Annotated in this window: 17 protein-coding genes; 8 read left to right on the top strand and 9 right to left on the bottom strand. The window is 72.1% G+C overall.

Annotation, left to right across the window (positions count from 1 at the left end; genetic code table 11):
- Positions 1-107 precede the first annotated feature (107 nt).
- The gene (locus tag AC3CF1_RS19730; RefSeq protein WP_488451001.1) at positions 108-1,361 is read left to right on the top strand and encodes an MFS transporter; all 1,254 of its coding nucleotides are present in this window, start codon (positions 108-110) and stop codon (positions 1,359-1,361) included.
- Here AC3CF1_RS19730 and AC3CF1_RS19725 read toward each other — a convergent pair.
- Positions 1,358-2,515: an FAD-dependent oxidoreductase gene (locus AC3CF1_RS19725; RefSeq protein ID WP_088952109.1), complete on the bottom strand. Its 1,158-nt coding sequence runs from the start codon at positions 2,513-2,515 to the stop codon at positions 1,358-1,360. The genes AC3CF1_RS19730 and AC3CF1_RS19725 overlap by 4 nt on opposite strands.
- 106 nt (positions 2,516-2,621) lie before the next feature.
- On the opposite strand from AC3CF1_RS19725, the gene AC3CF1_RS19720 reads away from it, so the two are divergent.
- The 3 genes from AC3CF1_RS19720 to AC3CF1_RS19710 all read left to right on the top strand — a co-directional run bounded on the left by AC3CF1_RS19720 (position 2,622) and on the right by AC3CF1_RS19710 (position 4,998).
- Positions 2,622-3,203 (top strand): TetR/AcrR family transcriptional regulator, encoded by a 582-nt coding sequence (locus AC3CF1_RS19720; protein WP_355159459.1) that lies wholly within the window; start codon positions 2,622-2,624, stop codon positions 3,201-3,203.
- A gap of 68 nt (positions 3,204-3,271) precedes the next feature.
- Entirely contained in the window at positions 3,272-3,820 is a 549-nt protein-coding gene (locus AC3CF1_RS19715; RefSeq protein WP_088950827.1) for a SigE family RNA polymerase sigma factor, read from the top strand.
- Complete coding sequence (locus AC3CF1_RS19710) at positions 3,817-4,998, top strand: hypothetical protein (protein ID WP_354982190.1); 1,182 nt, start codon at positions 3,817-3,819, stop codon at positions 4,996-4,998. The genes AC3CF1_RS19715 and AC3CF1_RS19710 overlap by 4 nt, the downstream gene beginning before the upstream one ends.
- A 55-nt stretch (positions 4,999-5,053) precedes the next feature.
- Here the strand turns inward: AC3CF1_RS19710 and AC3CF1_RS19705 are convergent, their stop codons facing one another.
- The 3 genes from AC3CF1_RS19705 to AC3CF1_RS19695 all read right to left on the bottom strand — a co-directional run bounded on the left by AC3CF1_RS19705 (position 5,054) and on the right by AC3CF1_RS19695 (position 7,264).
- Entirely contained in the window at positions 5,054-5,956 is a 903-nt protein-coding gene (locus AC3CF1_RS19705) for a sulfurtransferase (protein WP_088950825.1), read from the bottom strand.
- A gap of 91 nt (positions 5,957-6,047) precedes the next feature.
- Positions 6,048-6,494, bottom strand: a complete 447-nt coding sequence (locus tag AC3CF1_RS19700) for an imidazolonepropionase-like domain-containing protein (RefSeq protein WP_488451000.1) — start codon at positions 6,492-6,494, stop codon at positions 6,048-6,050.
- Positions 6,495-6,496: 2 nt separating this feature from the next.
- The gene (locus tag AC3CF1_RS19695; protein WP_088950823.1) at positions 6,497-7,264 is read right to left on the bottom strand and encodes an SGNH/GDSL hydrolase family protein; all 768 of its coding nucleotides are present in this window, start codon (positions 7,262-7,264) and stop codon (positions 6,497-6,499) included.
- A 321-nt stretch (positions 7,265-7,585) separates the two neighbouring features.
- Here AC3CF1_RS19695 and AC3CF1_RS19690 point away from each other — a divergent pair, with 321 nt between their 5' ends.
- The 4 genes from AC3CF1_RS19690 to AC3CF1_RS19675 all read left to right on the top strand — a co-directional run bounded on the left by AC3CF1_RS19690 (position 7,586) and on the right by AC3CF1_RS19675 (position 10,994).
- Positions 7,586-9,355 carry a proline--tRNA ligase gene (locus AC3CF1_RS19690; protein ID WP_488450999.1) on the top strand — a complete coding sequence of 590 codons (1,770 nt, stop codon included), beginning with the start codon at positions 7,586-7,588 and terminating at the stop codon, positions 9,353-9,355.
- Positions 9,356-9,413: 58 nt separating this feature from the next.
- The gene (locus AC3CF1_RS19685; RefSeq protein ID WP_099849526.1) at positions 9,414-9,839 is read left to right on the top strand and encodes a CBS domain-containing protein; all 426 of its coding nucleotides are present in this window, start codon (positions 9,414-9,416) and stop codon (positions 9,837-9,839) included.
- A gap of 70 nt (positions 9,840-9,909) precedes the next feature.
- The gene (locus AC3CF1_RS19680; protein WP_088950821.1) at positions 9,910-10,338 is read left to right on the top strand and encodes a SufE family protein; all 429 of its coding nucleotides are present in this window, start codon (positions 9,910-9,912) and stop codon (positions 10,336-10,338) included.
- Positions 10,339-10,358: 20 nt separating this feature from the next.
- On the top strand, positions 10,359-10,994 hold the full coding sequence (locus AC3CF1_RS19675; protein ID WP_488450998.1) for a DsbA family oxidoreductase: 636 nt from the start codon (positions 10,359-10,361) through the stop codon (positions 10,992-10,994).
- Positions 10,995-11,062: 68 nt separating this feature from the next.
- On the opposite strand, the gene AC3CF1_RS19670 is transcribed toward AC3CF1_RS19675, so the two are convergent.
- From AC3CF1_RS19670 to AC3CF1_RS19650, 5 genes are all read right to left on the bottom strand, one after another.
- Positions 11,063-11,611 (bottom strand): YbaK/EbsC family protein, encoded by a 549-nt coding sequence (locus AC3CF1_RS19670; protein WP_488452107.1) that lies wholly within the window; start codon positions 11,609-11,611, stop codon positions 11,063-11,065.
- Between the two features lie 95 nt (positions 11,612-11,706).
- The gene (locus tag AC3CF1_RS19665) at positions 11,707-11,901 is read right to left on the bottom strand and encodes a hypothetical protein (RefSeq protein ID WP_088950818.1); all 195 of its coding nucleotides are present in this window, start codon (positions 11,899-11,901) and stop codon (positions 11,707-11,709) included.
- Positions 11,902-12,005: 104 nt separating this feature from the next.
- Positions 12,006-12,659, bottom strand: a complete 654-nt coding sequence (locus AC3CF1_RS19660; RefSeq protein ID WP_488450997.1) for a GAP family protein — start codon at positions 12,657-12,659, stop codon at positions 12,006-12,008.
- A gap of 63 nt (positions 12,660-12,722) precedes the next feature.
- Entirely contained in the window at positions 12,723-14,099 is a 1,377-nt protein-coding gene (locus AC3CF1_RS19655; protein ID WP_328533195.1) for an MFS transporter, read from the bottom strand.
- Between the two features lie 58 nt (positions 14,100-14,157).
- Entirely contained in the window at positions 14,158-14,418 is a 261-nt protein-coding gene (locus AC3CF1_RS19650) for a hypothetical protein (protein ID WP_088950815.1), read from the bottom strand.
- Positions 14,419-14,516 lie beyond the last annotated feature (98 nt).

The following is a 14,516-nucleotide window of genomic DNA, read 5'->3' as shown; positions in this document are numbered from 1 at the left end:
CGGTCCCGAAATGCCGGCGCCCACCGTACCGATGATCACCGACACGCGCGTCCCCCTTTCGCCCGGCGGCTTGACCCTCGACCCGGTCGAACCCGCACGGTCACCGGATGACCTCCTCAGCTCTGGGCCGGGACTTCCGGCTGCTCTGGTCCGCCGCCGTCTCGTCGCGGTTCGGAGACGCGCTGCGTACGCCGGCACTGGCCCTGCTGACGGCGACAGTGACCCGCGACCCGCGGGTCATCGCGGCGGTCACCGTGGCCGGTCAGTTGCCGCCGTTGATCTTCGGCCTGCTCGGCGGCGTGTACGCGGACCGCTGGGACCGTCGTCGGACGATGGCCCTGGTCGACGGCATCCGTGCCGTCGTGGTGACGGCACTGGCCGTGACCGTCGCACTCGACCGCGTTGGTGTCCTGGTGCTGCTGGTCGCGGCGTTCCTGCTCGCCACACTGGGGACGCTCTTCGACTCGGCCTCGTTCGCGCTGCTCCCCGCGCTGGTGCCACCGGACGCGCTGCCCCGGGCGAACGGTCGACTCCAGGCGGGGTCGGCGGTTGCCGGCGGTTTCCTCGGGGCGCCGGCCGCCGGTGTCCTCTTCGCCGTCGCCCCGGCCCTCCCGTTCGCCCTCGACGCCGTCACCTTCGCCGCGGCGGCGCTGCTCGTGCTGGCCCTCGCCCCCACTCCCGTCGCGAGCGTGCAGGCGCGGCCCGGCACTCGGCGCGGCTCCGTGTGGGGCGAGATCGTCGAAGGATTGCGCTGGCTGCGTGCGCACCGGACCCTGTGGCGGGTCACTCTGCTCACCGCCGCGAGCAACCTGGCGATCAGCGGGATCATGGCGGTGCTGGTGCTCTATGCGCTGGACGTGCTGCGGGTGCCGCCAGCCGGCTACGGGCTGTTCGCCGCCGCCGCGATCGTCGGGGGCCTGGTGGGGGCGCTCGGGTCCGGTCGGCTCGCCGCCCGACTCGGCACGGTGCCGGCGCTGTGCGTGGTGCTCGCCGCGGAGACCGTGGCGCTGACCGGGTTCGCCCTGGCCAGGCATCCGGTGCCGGGCGGCTTCGCGTTGGCCGTCTTCGCCGCCGGCACTGTGGTGTGGAACAGCCTGTGGGCGTCGTACGGGCAGCGGAACGTGCCGGCCGGGCTGCTCGGCCGGGTCGGATCGGCCCAGCGGATGGTCGGCCTGCTCACCGCGCCGATCGGTGCGGCGCTCGCCGGGCTGGCCGCCGCCGCGTACGGGACGGCGCCGGTGGCGGGTGCGGCGGCCGGCATCTTCGCGCTGGTCACAGTGGCCGCGTGGCGGACACTGCGGCCGGTCGACCCGCCCGCGGGTGCCCAGCCGGTTCCGGTCGCGCGAGACCTGATCTCCTAGCCCGGCGTGCGTTCCCGGTGGGACAGCCCGGACAGTCGCAGCGCGATCCGTCGGCGCCACGGTGGCACGGCACCGAGCAGCCGCAGCAGCACGTCACGGGCCGGCCGGCGGGCCGGGGAGACGGTGGCCAGCCGGGTCAGCCCGGCGGCGAAGCTCAGCACGTCCTCGGCCATCGGCCGCTGCCGGGCGGTGTAGTCGTCGAGCAGCGCGTCCGGACCACCGTCGAGCACGTCCGCCAGCGCGGTGCCGAGGGCGACCGCGTCGCAGATGCCGAGGTTCATGCCCTGCCCGCCGGCCGGGCTGTGCACGTGCCCGGCGTCTCCGGCCAACAGCACCGGCCCGGCTCGGAACGTGTCGGCGATCCGGTGATGCACCCGGAACCGGGAGCCCCAGAGCACCTCGGTCACCCGGTCGGGTCGTCGTGCCGGACCGCGCTCGTCCAGCAGGGCCTGGAGGTACGCCTCGTCCGGCTCGGCCGGGGCCGTCGCCACGGCGGCGACCAGTCGGACCACCCCGTCCGGGAGCGGAGCCCAGATCAGCGGCCCGGAGCGGGCGAGGAAGAGCGCCGCCTCGTCACGGGGCAGGACGCTTCGCACCCGTACGTCGGCGAGCACGAAGGACTCCTCGTCGCTGGGGCCGGTGAAGTCGATGCCCACCAACTGCCGGACGGTGCTGTGCAATCCGTCCGCGCCGACGACGAACCGGGCACGCAGCGTCTTCCCGTCGACCTGCGCGAGCACCCCGTCACCGGTGGTGGTCAACCCGGTCAGCCGGCAGGGCCGTCGCACCTGGACGCCGAGTTCGGCCAACTGCCCGGCGAGCACCGCCTCGGTGACCGACTGGGAGACCAGCAGCGCGTAGGGGAACCGGGACGGCAGCTCGTGGAACGGCACCGACAGCAGCACGCGGTCCCGGTCGCGCACTGTGAAGCGCGGCGTCCGCACCCCCTGGGCGTCCAGCGGCGCCGCAGCGCCGATCCGGTCCAGCACCTCCAGGGTGTACGCGTGCACGACGGCTGCGCGGGAGGTGATCGGCGGTTCGGCCAGTTGGTCCAGCACTGTCACCTCGATCCCGCGCCGGGCCAGCGTCAGCGCGGTGGCGAGGCCAGTGGGGCCTGCGCCCACCACCAGGACGTCGGTGCTCGTGGGCAGCACGGCCACCTCCAGAAGACCGTTGCCAACATCTGTTGGCAAACACTTGTTGGCGACGCTAGAGGCCAGTCGATTGCATGTCAACAGGTGTTGGCCTACGGTCGTTGACATGACAGCGCCGGCCCAACCAACCTCTCCCCGTCGCTCGGACGCCACCCGGGCGGCGATCCTGCGCGCGGCCCGGGAACGGTTCGCGGCGGACGGCTACGAGCGGGCCACGATCAGGGCCATCGCCGCCGACGCCCAGATCGACCCGTCGATGGTCATGCGCTACTACGGCAGCAAGGAGGGGCTCTTCGCGGCGGCGGCCGAGTTCGACCTCCGCCTGCCCGACCTGACCGCGGTGCCACCCGAGCAGCTCGGTGAGACGCTGGTCCGGCACTTCCTCACCCGCTGGGAAGGCGACGAGACGCTCGTGGCGCTGCTGCGGGCCGCCAGCACCAACCCCGGTGCCGCCGAACGGATGCGCGGCATCTTCGCCGACCAGCTCACCGCGGCCGTGGCCACGTTCGGCACCGACCCGACCACTACCGCCCGGCGCGCCGGCCTGGTGGCCAGTCAGATCCTCGGCCTCGCCTACACCCGGTACGTCGTCCGCCTGCCGCCCATGGTGGACACCACACCGCAGGACCTGGTCTCCTGGGTCGCACCGACCCTCCAGCGCTATCTGACCGGAACGCCGGAGAGCTGACCCAACCTTTTCCCCCTTCCCGTGCGTCTGCCAGGTGACGCGCATCGCGACGGCCGGAAGGGGGGCGGATGGCAGCCACGAGAAGCGACGGACGCGACGGCTACCTCGCCTTCGTGGAGAGCCACCAACACCGGCTGCTGCGCGCGGCCTACCTGATCTGCGGCAACCGGCACCAGGCCGAAGACCTGCTCCAGGACGCCCTGCTGAAGCTCGCGCTGCGCTGGTCCTCGGTCCGTGACGGCGACCCCTCCGCGTACGTGCGGGCCATCCTCTACCGGGACGCGGTGTCGTGGTGGCGTCGCCGACGGCGGGAATGGCTCAGCGCCACACCTCCCGAGCAGGTGGCCCACGACCGGGACGGCGCGTTGCGGCTGACGCTGCACGACGCGTTGGGCCTGCTGCCACCACGGCAGCGGGCCGTGCTGGTGCTGCGCTACTACGAGGATCTGACCGAGGTCGCCACCGCCGAGGCGCTCGGGGTGACCGTCGGCACGGTGAAGAGCCAGTGTCACGCGGCGCTGCGCCGACTCCGCGAGGTCGCTCCGGACCTGGCCCGGGATGCCCGACCGAGCCAGCGCCCCGCCGACCTGGCCAACGGCCTGGAGGTGAACCCGTGAACGAGCAGGACCTGCGTCAACTGTTGACCGTCAGCGTCGAGGACGTCCGGCCCAGCCACCCCGCGGTCACCGGCTGGGAACGGGCTCGGCGCACTCGGCGTACCCGCCGGGCCGTCGGCGCGGTGGCCGTGGCCGTGGTGCTGATCGGTGGCGGCACTGTCGCTGCCCTCCGACCGCCCGCCAACCCACCGCCGGACCACTCGGTGGCGCCGACCGTCGCGCCGAACCACGCCGGGCCGGTGGTGCGCGCCCCCGCCGAGCTGACCTTCCCGCCTGATCCGCTGGCCCGGCTCGGCAACCCGGCGACGGTGCGACTCTCCGAGCGACCGGTCGAGCGGGCGTTGGCGCTGTTTCAGCCGATGGACGAGGAGTACCGCGCGGACGGCCCGATCCGGATCCTCGGGGACGACGGTGTGGTGCGCAGTCTCGACGTGGTGACCCCGGCCCCCACCCGGGACTCGGGCGGCAACCAGGCACCCGCCGTGAAGGCGGGAGTGCTCTCGCCGGACGGCCGGTTGGCCGCGTTCGCGCAGACCAATGAGCTGATCATGGTCGACCTCACCACGGCGACCGTGCGCCGCATCCCCCTCGAGGGCTACCTGGAAATGGTGGTCTGGGCGGGCGACCGGGTGCTGGTCGGCGGCGACGGCCGGACGTACGCGGTGGACCGGGTCTCCGGCGCGGCCAGCCAGCTCGACGTCTCGCTCTGGGACCTGGTCGCGCCCGACCCGGCGGCCGGTCGCGAGGCGGCGCTCGTCGAGGTGAGCGGCATGCGGGACAACCTGACCCTGCGCAGCCGTACCGCCCGCGAGGGCACGGTTCGTTCCGAACAGAAGATCACCGGCGGCCCGCTACCGGTGCCGTACCAGGTCAACGAGTTCTACGGCCGGGGCTGGCTGCACGGCGAACGCCTGGCCCGCTCGGCGTGGATCACCAACAGCGAGATGGACGGTGCCGAGGGGGTGGCCGTGCTGGATGCCCGGACCGGTGCGGTGGCCCACGTGCTCGACCTCGGCCGCGACCGGTGGAAGGGTTGCTGCGAGGTGCTGGGCTGGGACAACCGGGGTGCCGTCCTGCTCCGCCTGCAACCGGGCGGCCTGGTGCGCTGGCACCCGGAGACCGGCGAGGTCACCGGCGTGGTCCGCGACCTGGCCGGCGTGGTGGCACTGGCCGGCTGAGCCCTCGTCCCCGCGCGGCCGGGTGGTCGCGCGGGGACAGGGCTGGCCAGCTTGGTCAGGCGGCGAGGCCGCCGGGCTGATCGCCCTTGACGACGGGTGCCCGGACCAGGTTGCCCCACTCGGTCCACGAGCCGTCGTAGTTGCGCACCTGCGGATAGCCCAGCAGGTGCCGCAGGACGAACCAGGTGTGGCTGGACCGCTCACCGATCCGGCAGTACGCGATCACGTCGTCGTCGGGGCTGAGCCCGAGCTGGTCCGCGTAGATCGCCCGCAGCTCGTCGGCGGACTTGAAGGTGCCGTCCTCGTTGGCGGCGGACTTCCACGGCTTGCTGACCGCACCCGGGATGTGCCCGCCACGCAGCGCGCCCTCCTGCGGGTAGTCCGGCATGTGCAGCGTCTCGCCGGTGTATTCACTCGGCGACCGGACGTCGACCAGCGGCCGGCCGGCGGCGATGTGCGCCATGACCTGCTCACGGTAGGCGCGAAGCGGCGCGTCGTCCCGCTGCGGCACCGGGTAGTCGGCGCGGGGGCGAGCCGGTTTGTCGCGGGTCACCTCGCGGCCCTCGGCGATCCACTTCTGCCGGCCGCCGTCGAGCAGTCGCACGTCGGCGTGGCCGAAGAGCGAGAACACCCAGAGGGCGTACGCGGCCCACCAGTTGAAGTTGTCGCCGTAGAAGACGACGGTGTCGCCCCGGCCGATGCCCTTCGCGGCGCACAGCTCGGCGAAGCTCTTCGCGTCCAGGTAGTCCCGGGTCACCTGGTCGTTCAGCTCCAGGTGCCAGTCGACCTTCACGGCACCGGGGATGTGGCCGGATTCGTAGAGCAGCACGTCCTCGTCGGACTCGACAACGACGAGGCCCTCGTCGCCCAGGTGCTCGGCCAGCCACTCGGTGGTGACCAGCCGTTGCGGGTCCGCGTACGACTGGAGGCGGGGATCAGGATCGCTCGGCACAGACATGATCCCCAAACTACGCCGCGACACGACCGGACGGCCCGCCATCGAGGATCGGGGGCCACAGATGTGGTGCGGGGAACTTTGACAGTGCCGTTCAGGCGCGGCGGTGGACGATTCGCCCGGCGACCACGGTCACCAGGCAGACACCGTCGACACCGTGGACCGCAAGGTCGGCGCGCCCGCCCGGAAGCAGCACCGCCGACACCGCGACGGGCAGCACCAGCAGGTCGCTCCTGTCGACGGCAGCCCGCAGCAGCGGGTCGGTCAGGTGCTCGGCCAACACCGCCGTCACTCCGTTGCGCAGCAGCGCGTGCACCCGCTCGCGTGGGGTGGGTGCCGCCGGCAGCGGGCCGTCGTGCAGCAGACCCGGCCCCAGGGTGCCGGACCATCGGCGGATCCGAACACCGGGGTACGCCCCACTCAGCTCGGCCAACGGTCCGACGGCCTCGATCCGGTCGCCGCCCACCAGGACCGCGTGCTCCGGCAGCGCCTCGCCGACCCGGTCGCGCCACAGCAGCGGCGCGGTGTGAAGGGTGAGCACGCTCAGTCGACGATCGGCCCGAGCAGCGGGCGCTTCGCCGTCACCGTGTCACCGGACGACCGACCGGTCAGCCGCCGCCGCACCCACGGGGCGAGGTGCTGACCGGCCCACCGCAGGTCGGCGGCGCGGGCGGCCAGCCACGGCGACGGGGCCGGGTGCGGCGGGACCATCAGCCACTCCTCGTCGCAACCGACACCGAGCGCGTTCAACACCTGCCCGGCGACCCGCCGGTGGCCGGCCGGGGAGAGGTGCAACCGGTCGGTGCTCCAGAGCATCGGGTTGAGGAAGGTGTCGTCGGCGTACAGGTCGACCATGATCGCGCCGTGCCGCTCGGCGGTCTCGCCGACCGCCTGGTTGAGCAACTGCACCCGGGGGGCGACGAGGCGCTGGCCGGGCAGTCGGGCCATCACGTCGGCGAACCGGAAGAGCAGCACGTCCGCGCCGCCGGAACGCAGTTGCCGGACCACCTCGTCGAAGCGGGCCACCAGCGTGTGCGGGTCGAAGCTGCGGCGCAGCACGTCGTTGCCGCCAGCCGCGAAGCTGATCAGATCCGGCTTCATCGCCACCGCTGAGGGCACCTGCTCAGCGACCACGCTGGGGAAGAGCCGGCCGCGGATGGCCAGGTTCGCGTACCGGAAGTCGGGCCCCGCGTCGGCGGCGAGCCGGGTCGCCACCAGGTCCGCCCAACCCCGGTAGGTGCCGTCCGGGTACGCGTCATCCATGCCCTCGGTGAAACTGTCCCCGACCGCGACAAAACTGCGCCAGCCCACCCGCGTTCCCCTTACGCCGTTCGTTGCCTGCGGCGACCAGTCTGTCACCGGAGGCGCGGCGGCAAGTGCCCCGAACGGGCGACGTGGCGGAGGTCATGGACAGCCGCGCGACACCTCCGTCGGCCAATCCCTGCGGTCTGACCCGAGACTCAGCAGAGGGTCCACGGGCCGCTCCTTTGGGTCGTGGTGCGTGAGAGACGTGACGCCTCTCCAGACGGTTGCCGGGACGGACGGGCCATTTCCGGGATTCCGGGCAACGGCCCGCGACGCACCGGACGAATTGGGTCGCTCGGGCGCTCGGCACGGCTCTACGCTGCGCGCATGCTGCTACGCATGTCGACCCTGTTGCTGCGGACCCTGCGCGAGGATCCGGCCGACGCGGAGGTGCCGAGCCACCGGCTCCTCCTGCGCGCCGGTTACATCCGTCGCGCCGCACCGGGCGGCTACACCTGGCTGCCGTTGGGCAAGCTGGTGCTGGATCGGATCACCGACGTGGTGCGGGGCGAGTTGTTCGCGATCGGCGACCAGGAGGTGCACTTCCCGGCGTTGCTGCCGGCCGATCCCTATCGGACGAGCGGCCGCTGGGCGGAGTACGGCGACGACATCTTCACCCTCGCCGACCGGCGCGGTGCCGAGCACCTGTTGGCGCCCACCCACGAGGAGATGGCGGCGCTGCTGGTCAAGGACCTGTTCACCTCGTACCGGGACTTCCCGGTGACGCTTTTCCAGGTGCAGACGAAGTTCCGCGACGAGGCGCGGCCCCGGGCCGGTCTGTTGCGCGGCCGGGAGTTCCTGATGAAGGACGCGTACTCCTTCGACCTGGACGATGCGGGGCTGCGGGACGCGTACGCACGGCATCGCGCGGCGTACCGGCGAATCTTCGACCGGTTGGGCCTGGACTACACGGTGGTGCACGCGATGTCCGGGGCGATGGGCGGGTCGGCGTCGGAGGAGTTCCTGGCGGCGACACCGGTCGGCGAGGACACCTACGTCGGTTGCACCGCCTGCGACTACGCGGCCAACACCGAGGCGGTGGTGACCCGGGCACCGGCCACTGGCGACCCGGGCGCGCAGCCGGCCGTCGAGGTGCACGACACGCCGGAGACCCCGACGATCGCCAGCCTCGTGGAGCTGGCCAACACCCGCAGGTTGGGCGGTCGGGACGACTGGACCGCCGCCGACACACTGAAGAACGTCGTGCTCTCCGTCCGCCAGCCGGGCGCCGAGCGCTCCGAACCTCTGGTGATCGGGTTGCCGGGCGACCGGGAGGTCGACCTCAAGCGGGTCGGTGCCGCCCTGCACCCGGCCCAGGTGGCCGTCTTCGAGGAGTGGGCCGACCATCCCGAGCTGGTACGCGGGTACATCGGGCCGCAACTGCTCGACAAGCTGGGCATCCGTCTCCTGGTCGATCCGCGGGTGGTGACCGGTTCGGCCTGGTTGACCGGGGCGAACGAGCCGGGCCGCCACGCGACCGACGTGGTCTGCGGTCGGGACTTCACGCCCGACGGCACGATCGAGGCGGCCGAGGTGCGCGCCGGCGACCCCTGCCCGGACTGCGACGCGGGGGAGCTGACCATCCGGCGGGGCATCGAGATCGGGCACATCTTCCAGCTCGGCCGCCGGTTCACCGACGTCTTCGCGGTCGACGTGCTCGGTCCGGCCGGCAAACCGGTCCGGCCGACCATGGGCTGCTACGGCATCGGGGTCTCCAGGGCGGTCGCGGCGATCGCCGAGCAGCACCACGACGACCGAGGGCTGGTCTGGCCGGCGGCGATCGCGCCGTGCGACGTACACCTGGTGGTTGCGGGCAAGGGCCCGCAGCTCGACGCGGCGCTGGCGCTCGGCGAGCGCCTCGCCGCAGCTGGCCTGCGGGTGCTGGTCGACGACCGCACGCACGTCTCGGCCGGGGTGAAGTTCACCGACGCCGAGCTGATCGGCATCCCCCGGGCCGTCGTGGTCGGTCGCCGACTCGCCGACGGGTACGTCGAGCTGCGCGAGCGGGCCGGCGACGGGCGCACCGAGCTGCCGCTGGAGGGTCTGGTGGAGCAGCTCGTCCACGAGGTACGCCAGGAACGTGGGAGCCTGGTGTAGCTGTCGCGTCACGGGGTAGTGCAGTCGGATCGGGTGGATACGTCTTCGGAGGGCTCTCATGACCGGTTACCGGGTCAGTGACGTGATGACCAGACAGGTCGTGTACCTGCCGGCCGAAACCACACTGGACGAAGCGGCCAGGGTGATGAAGGAGGCCGACATCGGCGACGTGGTGGTCACCGACGGCGCCAGCCTCGCCGGCATGCTCACCGACCGGGACATCGTGGTGCGGGCAGTGGCGGAGAACAGCTCCCCTGCGGCCACCACCATCGGCTCGATCGTCACCCGCGAGGTGGTCATGATCGAGCAGCACTGCACGGCGGGTGAGGCGGCCGCGCTCATGCGCGACCGGGGCATTCGGCGTGTGCTGGTCTGTGACAGTGATCGCAAGCTGGTCGGGATCGTCTCGCTCGGCGACCTGGCCATGCAGCTCGACCCCACCAGCGCTCTCAGCGAGATCAGCGAGCAGTCGCCAACGGTGTGACGAACAGGCCGGCCAGGCGCAGCAATGCGCCGCCGGCCTGTTCGCAACTGACCGGCGGTAGCCTCGACGCATGGCTGACATGCCGGCCCGACTGGCCGAGATCGTCGACGAGTTCGCTGCCGCCCCGCGCGACCTGGTGCTGGAGATGCTCCTGGAGTACGCCGACGTCATTCCGGTGCTGCCGGAGGGCGCTGCGGCACGCGAGGGCATGGAGCAGGTGCCGGAGTGTCAGACGTCGTTCTTCCTGCGCGCCAGGGTGACCCCGGAGGGCACCGTGGAGACGGTCTTCGACTGCCCGCCGGAGGCGCCGACCACCCGGGCGTTCGCGGGGATCCTCGCCGAAGGGCTGGCGGGCGCGAGCGCCGAGCAGGTGCTGGACGTGCCGGACGACCTCTACCAGCGGATGGGCCTGGCCCAGGCGATCAGCCCGCTGCGGATCCGCGGCGGCACGGCGATCCTGGGCCGGCTCAAGCGTCAGGTGCGGGAACAACTCGGCTGACCGCGAGGTTGCCACCGATCATGGAGATCGAGATCTACGCGGACGTCATCTGCCCGTGGTGCTACATCGGCAAGCGCCGCCTGGATGAGGCCCTCACCCGTTACGAGGGTGAGGTGACGGTCCGTTACCGACCGTTCCAGCTCGACCCGTCACCGGTGCCCGAGCCGCTCCCGCTGGTGCAGGCGCTGGCCGGCAAGTTCGGCGGCACGGAGCGCGCCCAGCAGATGGTCGCGCACGTGACCCAGATCGCGGCGGCTGACGGGCTCCGGCTGGACTACGACCGTGCGGTGATCGCCAACACCTTCGACGCGCACCGGCTGGTCTCCTACGCCACCGACCACGGTCGGGCGGCCGAGATGGTGGAGGCGCTCTACCAGGCGCACTTCAACGAGGGTGCCGACGTCGGCTCCCGGGAGGCGCTGGCCGCGGTGGCCGGTGGGATCGGCCTGGACGCGGTCGACGTCCGCCGCTTCCTCGACTCCGACGAGCGCGTCACCGACACCGCCGCCGAGTTGGCCGCAGCTCGGGACCTCGGCATCACCAGCGTGCCGACCTTCGTCCTGGCCGGAAAGTACGCGGTCTCCGGCGCGCAGGAGGTGCAGACACTGCTCGCCGCGCTCAGCGAGGTCGAGCAGCGCGAGGCTGCGGCACACTGAGCCACGTGAGCGCCCGGCATTGATGATCACGATGTTTCACGTGCAACAACATCGATGCCGGTGCCTGCTCAGGCCGGCCTGGCCAGCCCTTCCACCACCTGCGCACCGGGCAGTGCGCCCAACGCCGGCCCCGGCAGTGCGATCTTGCTGTGCCGTACGCCGGACCCGATGATCACGTGCGGCGTGGCGATCACCCGCGCGTCCACCAGGATGGGCCACTGCGCCGGCAGCCCGATCGGGGTGATGCCGCCGTACTCCATGCCGGTCAGCTCGACCGCGTCGTCCATCGGTGCGAAGCTCGCCTTGCGCACGTCCAACGTGCGGCGGGCCACCCCGTTGACGTCGGCCCGGGTGGTCGCCAGGACGATGCAGGCCGCGTAGCGGACCACACCCTCACGCTTGCCAGCCACCACGACACAGTTGGCCGACACGTCCAACCCCACCTCGTACGCCGCGCAGAACGCGGCGGTGTCGGCGAGCTCGGCGTCGATCGGCGCGACCAGCACATCGTTGACGTCCACTGGCGCGTCGGCGGGCCACTGCGCGATGGCCTCCGCCACCGGCGGGGCGAGCAGGCCGAGGCGGGCGCGGGCCGGTTCGGTCTTCAACGTTCCCATCACGGGTGCGATCCTCGCATCCGGCATGCCGAACCGCCCGGCGACTCCCGGGCCGTCCCGGGACACCGCCGGCCTGGGCCGGACCGAACCGGTGCTCAACTGCCCGAGAGGAAGGCGTTGTCGCGCATGAAGGAGCGGTCGCGGGCGGCCGCCAACTCCTCCTCGCGGTGGGCCTTGGCCCGTTGCAACTCCAGGTCCTCCAACGCGTGGCGGACACCCAGCCGGATCACGCCGTAGAGGAAGACGAAGCCGAAGACGTAGAGGATCACCGTGGTGACGACAGCGAACATGGCGTCACCGTAAGACGAACGTGAACCGTTGTTGCTCTCATCTCCGCCCGGTTCCCCCGTACGTGTCAGCGAGGTGGTCGGCCGGTGACCCGTGCGGGGTTGGCTCATCCCGACCGCACCAGATCCACAACGGTCAGCAGTGCGAAGAAGCCGATCAGCACCTCGTCGACCACCCAGGAATGCCCCTCGGCCCAGTCACGCATCCGGGTCAGCGACCGCACCGCGCGCGGCCCGAGCACCAACCGAGCCAGCAGCGGAAGAGCGAGCAGAAAAACCGTGACCAGCACGAACGGCACCAGGTTCCACCACGGCAGGTCGTGCCGGGCGACGCTCGCTCCCACTGCTGCCATGGTCAGGTCGTCGCTGGGCGTCACGACGAAGAGCAGCGCGCAGAGTCGCGCGGCCCGGGCCGGACCGGCGTGGTTGAGGTCCCCCAGCCACCGCGGCTGCCCGGCCCGATTCCGGCGCAGCCACACCACCACGGCCAGGCTGGCCAGCAGGACGAGCACCACCAGGTCGATGGCCGGACCCCTGTCGATCCGGCCGGCCACGGCGCCGGCATCCATGGCCAGACCGCCCACAAGGCGGGTGACCAGGCAACTCACTGTCACTCCGGCGGCCACCACCAGCCCGCCGCCGAAGAGGAACCCCAGCGACGCGGCCCGAGGGCGGTCCGACGAGGCGAGGAAGACCGCCACGACCACCTTGGTCCCGGCGACCATCACCACGGCCAGCGGCAGGACGGTCAGGAAACTCATCGCCCGCCATCCTCCCGGCCGACCAGCGTCGGGCGGCGCCGAATCTGCGGATCGCCAGCCCGGCTACGCGCCCCTGCCCACCACGACCCGGCCGGCCAGCAGCGCCCCGAGCAGCGCCAGGCCCGCGGCCACCACCAGGGTCAGCGTGTAACTGGCCGGGCCAGGTGCGCTTCCCGCCGCCAGCACCGCCCCGGTGAGCGCGAGCACTGTCGCCGCGAAGAGGTTGTCGCCCAGTTGCAGCGACGAGCTGTTGCGGCCCTGCTCACCGGGGGCGGACAGCTCCAGGGTGAGCACCGACAACGACGGGTAGAGCAGCCCCATGCCGAGGCCGGCGACCGCCCAGCCGAGCACGGCGACCATGATCGGCAACTCGGGTAGGACGGCCAGCGCCACAGTGGCGGTGCCGACCGTGATGCAGGTCAGCCCGGCACGCGGCAGGCTGGCCCGGGAGGCCGGCACCGGGATCCGGCCCTGCAACCAGGAGCCCACCGACCACGCCAGCGCGCCGACCGTCAGGACCAGCCCGGCCGCGGTCGGCGAGAGGCCCCGCTCCCGGGAGAGCATCAACGGGATGACGACCTCGGCGCCGACGAACGCCGCCGACGCCAGCCCGCGCAGCCCGACGACGGTGGGCAGCCCTCGGGCCGCCCGGAGGAACCCGGCCGGCAGCAGGCGGGGAGCGCAGACCAGCAGGCCGACCACGGCGACCGCGATCAGCACCAGGGCGGTGACGCCACGCTGCTGTCCCCCGATGTGCAGCAGTGCGGCGCTCACCGCCGCCCCGCACGCCCAACCGATCCGTGCCGCCGCACCGGCCGCCGGGCTGCTCGCCACACTCCGGCCCAGCGACCGCAGGCCCGGATGGATCAGCAACACCGCCGGCACGGCCACCGCCGGGACCGCCAGGAAGACCCACCGCCAGCCCAGGTACTGCACGATCAGACCGGCGATCGCCGGCCCGACCAGCGACGGTACGACCCACGCCGCCGCGAACGCCGCGAAGATCCGCCGGTGCAGATCCTGCGGGTACGCCTGCCCGACGATCACGTAGAGCGCCACCGAGAGCAACCCTGAGCCGAAACCCTGCACCGCCCGCCCGACGACCAGCGCACTCATCACGGGCGCGGTCCCGGCGATCAGCAGCCCGACGACGAACCACGCGACGCCGTGCCACATCGGCCCCCGAGGCCCTCGGGCGTCGCACCAGATGCCCGAAACCACCATGGCCAGCACACCGGTGGCGAACGGACCACCGAACGCGATCCCGTACAGCGCGAGCCCGTCCAGGCTGCGGGCGACGGTCGGCATCGCCGTACCGACCGCCAGCGCCTCGAAGGCGAGCAACGAGATCAACGCGACGCTGCCCACCGTCATCGCTCGCAGCCGGGGTGCGAACAGTCCCGCTGCGGCGGGTATGGCGGGGGCGACTGTGCTCGGCATGGACCGAGCATGCGACCTCAACCCGGATTCATGTCAATCGCCGGTGACCCGGCTCTCGTCAGGCGTCCTGCAGCGCCCTCCCGACCCCGCGCGCCAGTCCGGAAAAATGCTGGTCTGCCAGCAGGTGGCCAGCGGTGACCACCAGAGCGATCGGCCACTCGATGACCTGTAGGGCGGCGAGCACGCCGATCCCGGCGTAGTAGATGACCTTGTCGGGTGGCGGCAGGGCCACCTCGCCCAGCATCGGTAGGTCCATCCGCCGGCTGTACATCTGCACGTTCTCCTGCGAACCGTTGAGGTGTCGCGTCAGCATGCTCATTCCGGCCTCCCCATGTCCGGTGATGGTCGTCGAATTCCACCGCCCAACCCGTCCATGCTTCGGCGAGGGCGGAAAGTTCCACCACTCGAAGGGCATAA

It is taken from the genome of Micromonospora sp. MGP-C2 (genome assembly GCF_057766525.1).
Note: the sequence above shows the minus strand (reverse complement) of the source record. Positions and strands in the feature narration are given on the sequence as shown.

Coding starts and splice junctions, on each gene's coding strand:
- AC3CF1_RS19705 (WP_088950825.1), bottom strand. CDS start 5,956: ATGTCTGTGCCGAGCGATCCTGATCCCCGCCTCCAGTCGTACGCGGAC.
- AC3CF1_RS19720 (WP_355159459.1), top strand. CDS start 2,622: ATGACAGCGCCGGCCCAACCAACCTCTCCCCGTCGCTCGGACGCCACC.
- AC3CF1_RS19690 (WP_488450999.1), top strand. CDS start 7,586: ATGCTGCTACGCATGTCGACCCTGTTGCTGCGGACCCTGCGCGAGGAT.
- AC3CF1_RS19670 (WP_488452107.1), bottom strand. CDS start 11,611: ATGGGAACGTTGAAGACCGAACCGGCCCGCGCCCGCCTCGGCCTGCTC.
- AC3CF1_RS19680 (WP_088950821.1), top strand. CDS start 9,910: ATGGCTGACATGCCGGCCCGACTGGCCGAGATCGTCGACGAGTTCGCT.
- AC3CF1_RS19715 (WP_088950827.1), top strand. CDS start 3,272: ATGGCAGCCACGAGAAGCGACGGACGCGACGGCTACCTCGCCTTCGTG.
- AC3CF1_RS19685 (WP_099849526.1), top strand. CDS start 9,414: ATGACCGGTTACCGGGTCAGTGACGTGATGACCAGACAGGTCGTGTAC.
- AC3CF1_RS19730 (WP_488451001.1), top strand. CDS start 108: ATGACCTCCTCAGCTCTGGGCCGGGACTTCCGGCTGCTCTGGTCCGCC.
- AC3CF1_RS19665 (WP_088950818.1), bottom strand. CDS start 11,901: ATGTTCGCTGTCGTCACCACGGTGATCCTCTACGTCTTCGGCTTCGTC.
- AC3CF1_RS19655 (WP_328533195.1), bottom strand. CDS start 14,099: ATGCCGAGCACAGTCGCCCCCGCCATACCCGCCGCAGCGGGACTGTTC.
- AC3CF1_RS19650 (WP_088950815.1), bottom strand. CDS start 14,418: ATGAGCATGCTGACGCGACACCTCAACGGTTCGCAGGAGAACGTGCAG.
- AC3CF1_RS19675 (WP_488450998.1), top strand. CDS start 10,359: ATGGAGATCGAGATCTACGCGGACGTCATCTGCCCGTGGTGCTACATC.
- AC3CF1_RS19660 (WP_488450997.1), bottom strand. CDS start 12,659: ATGAGTTTCCTGACCGTCCTGCCGCTGGCCGTGGTGATGGTCGCCGGG.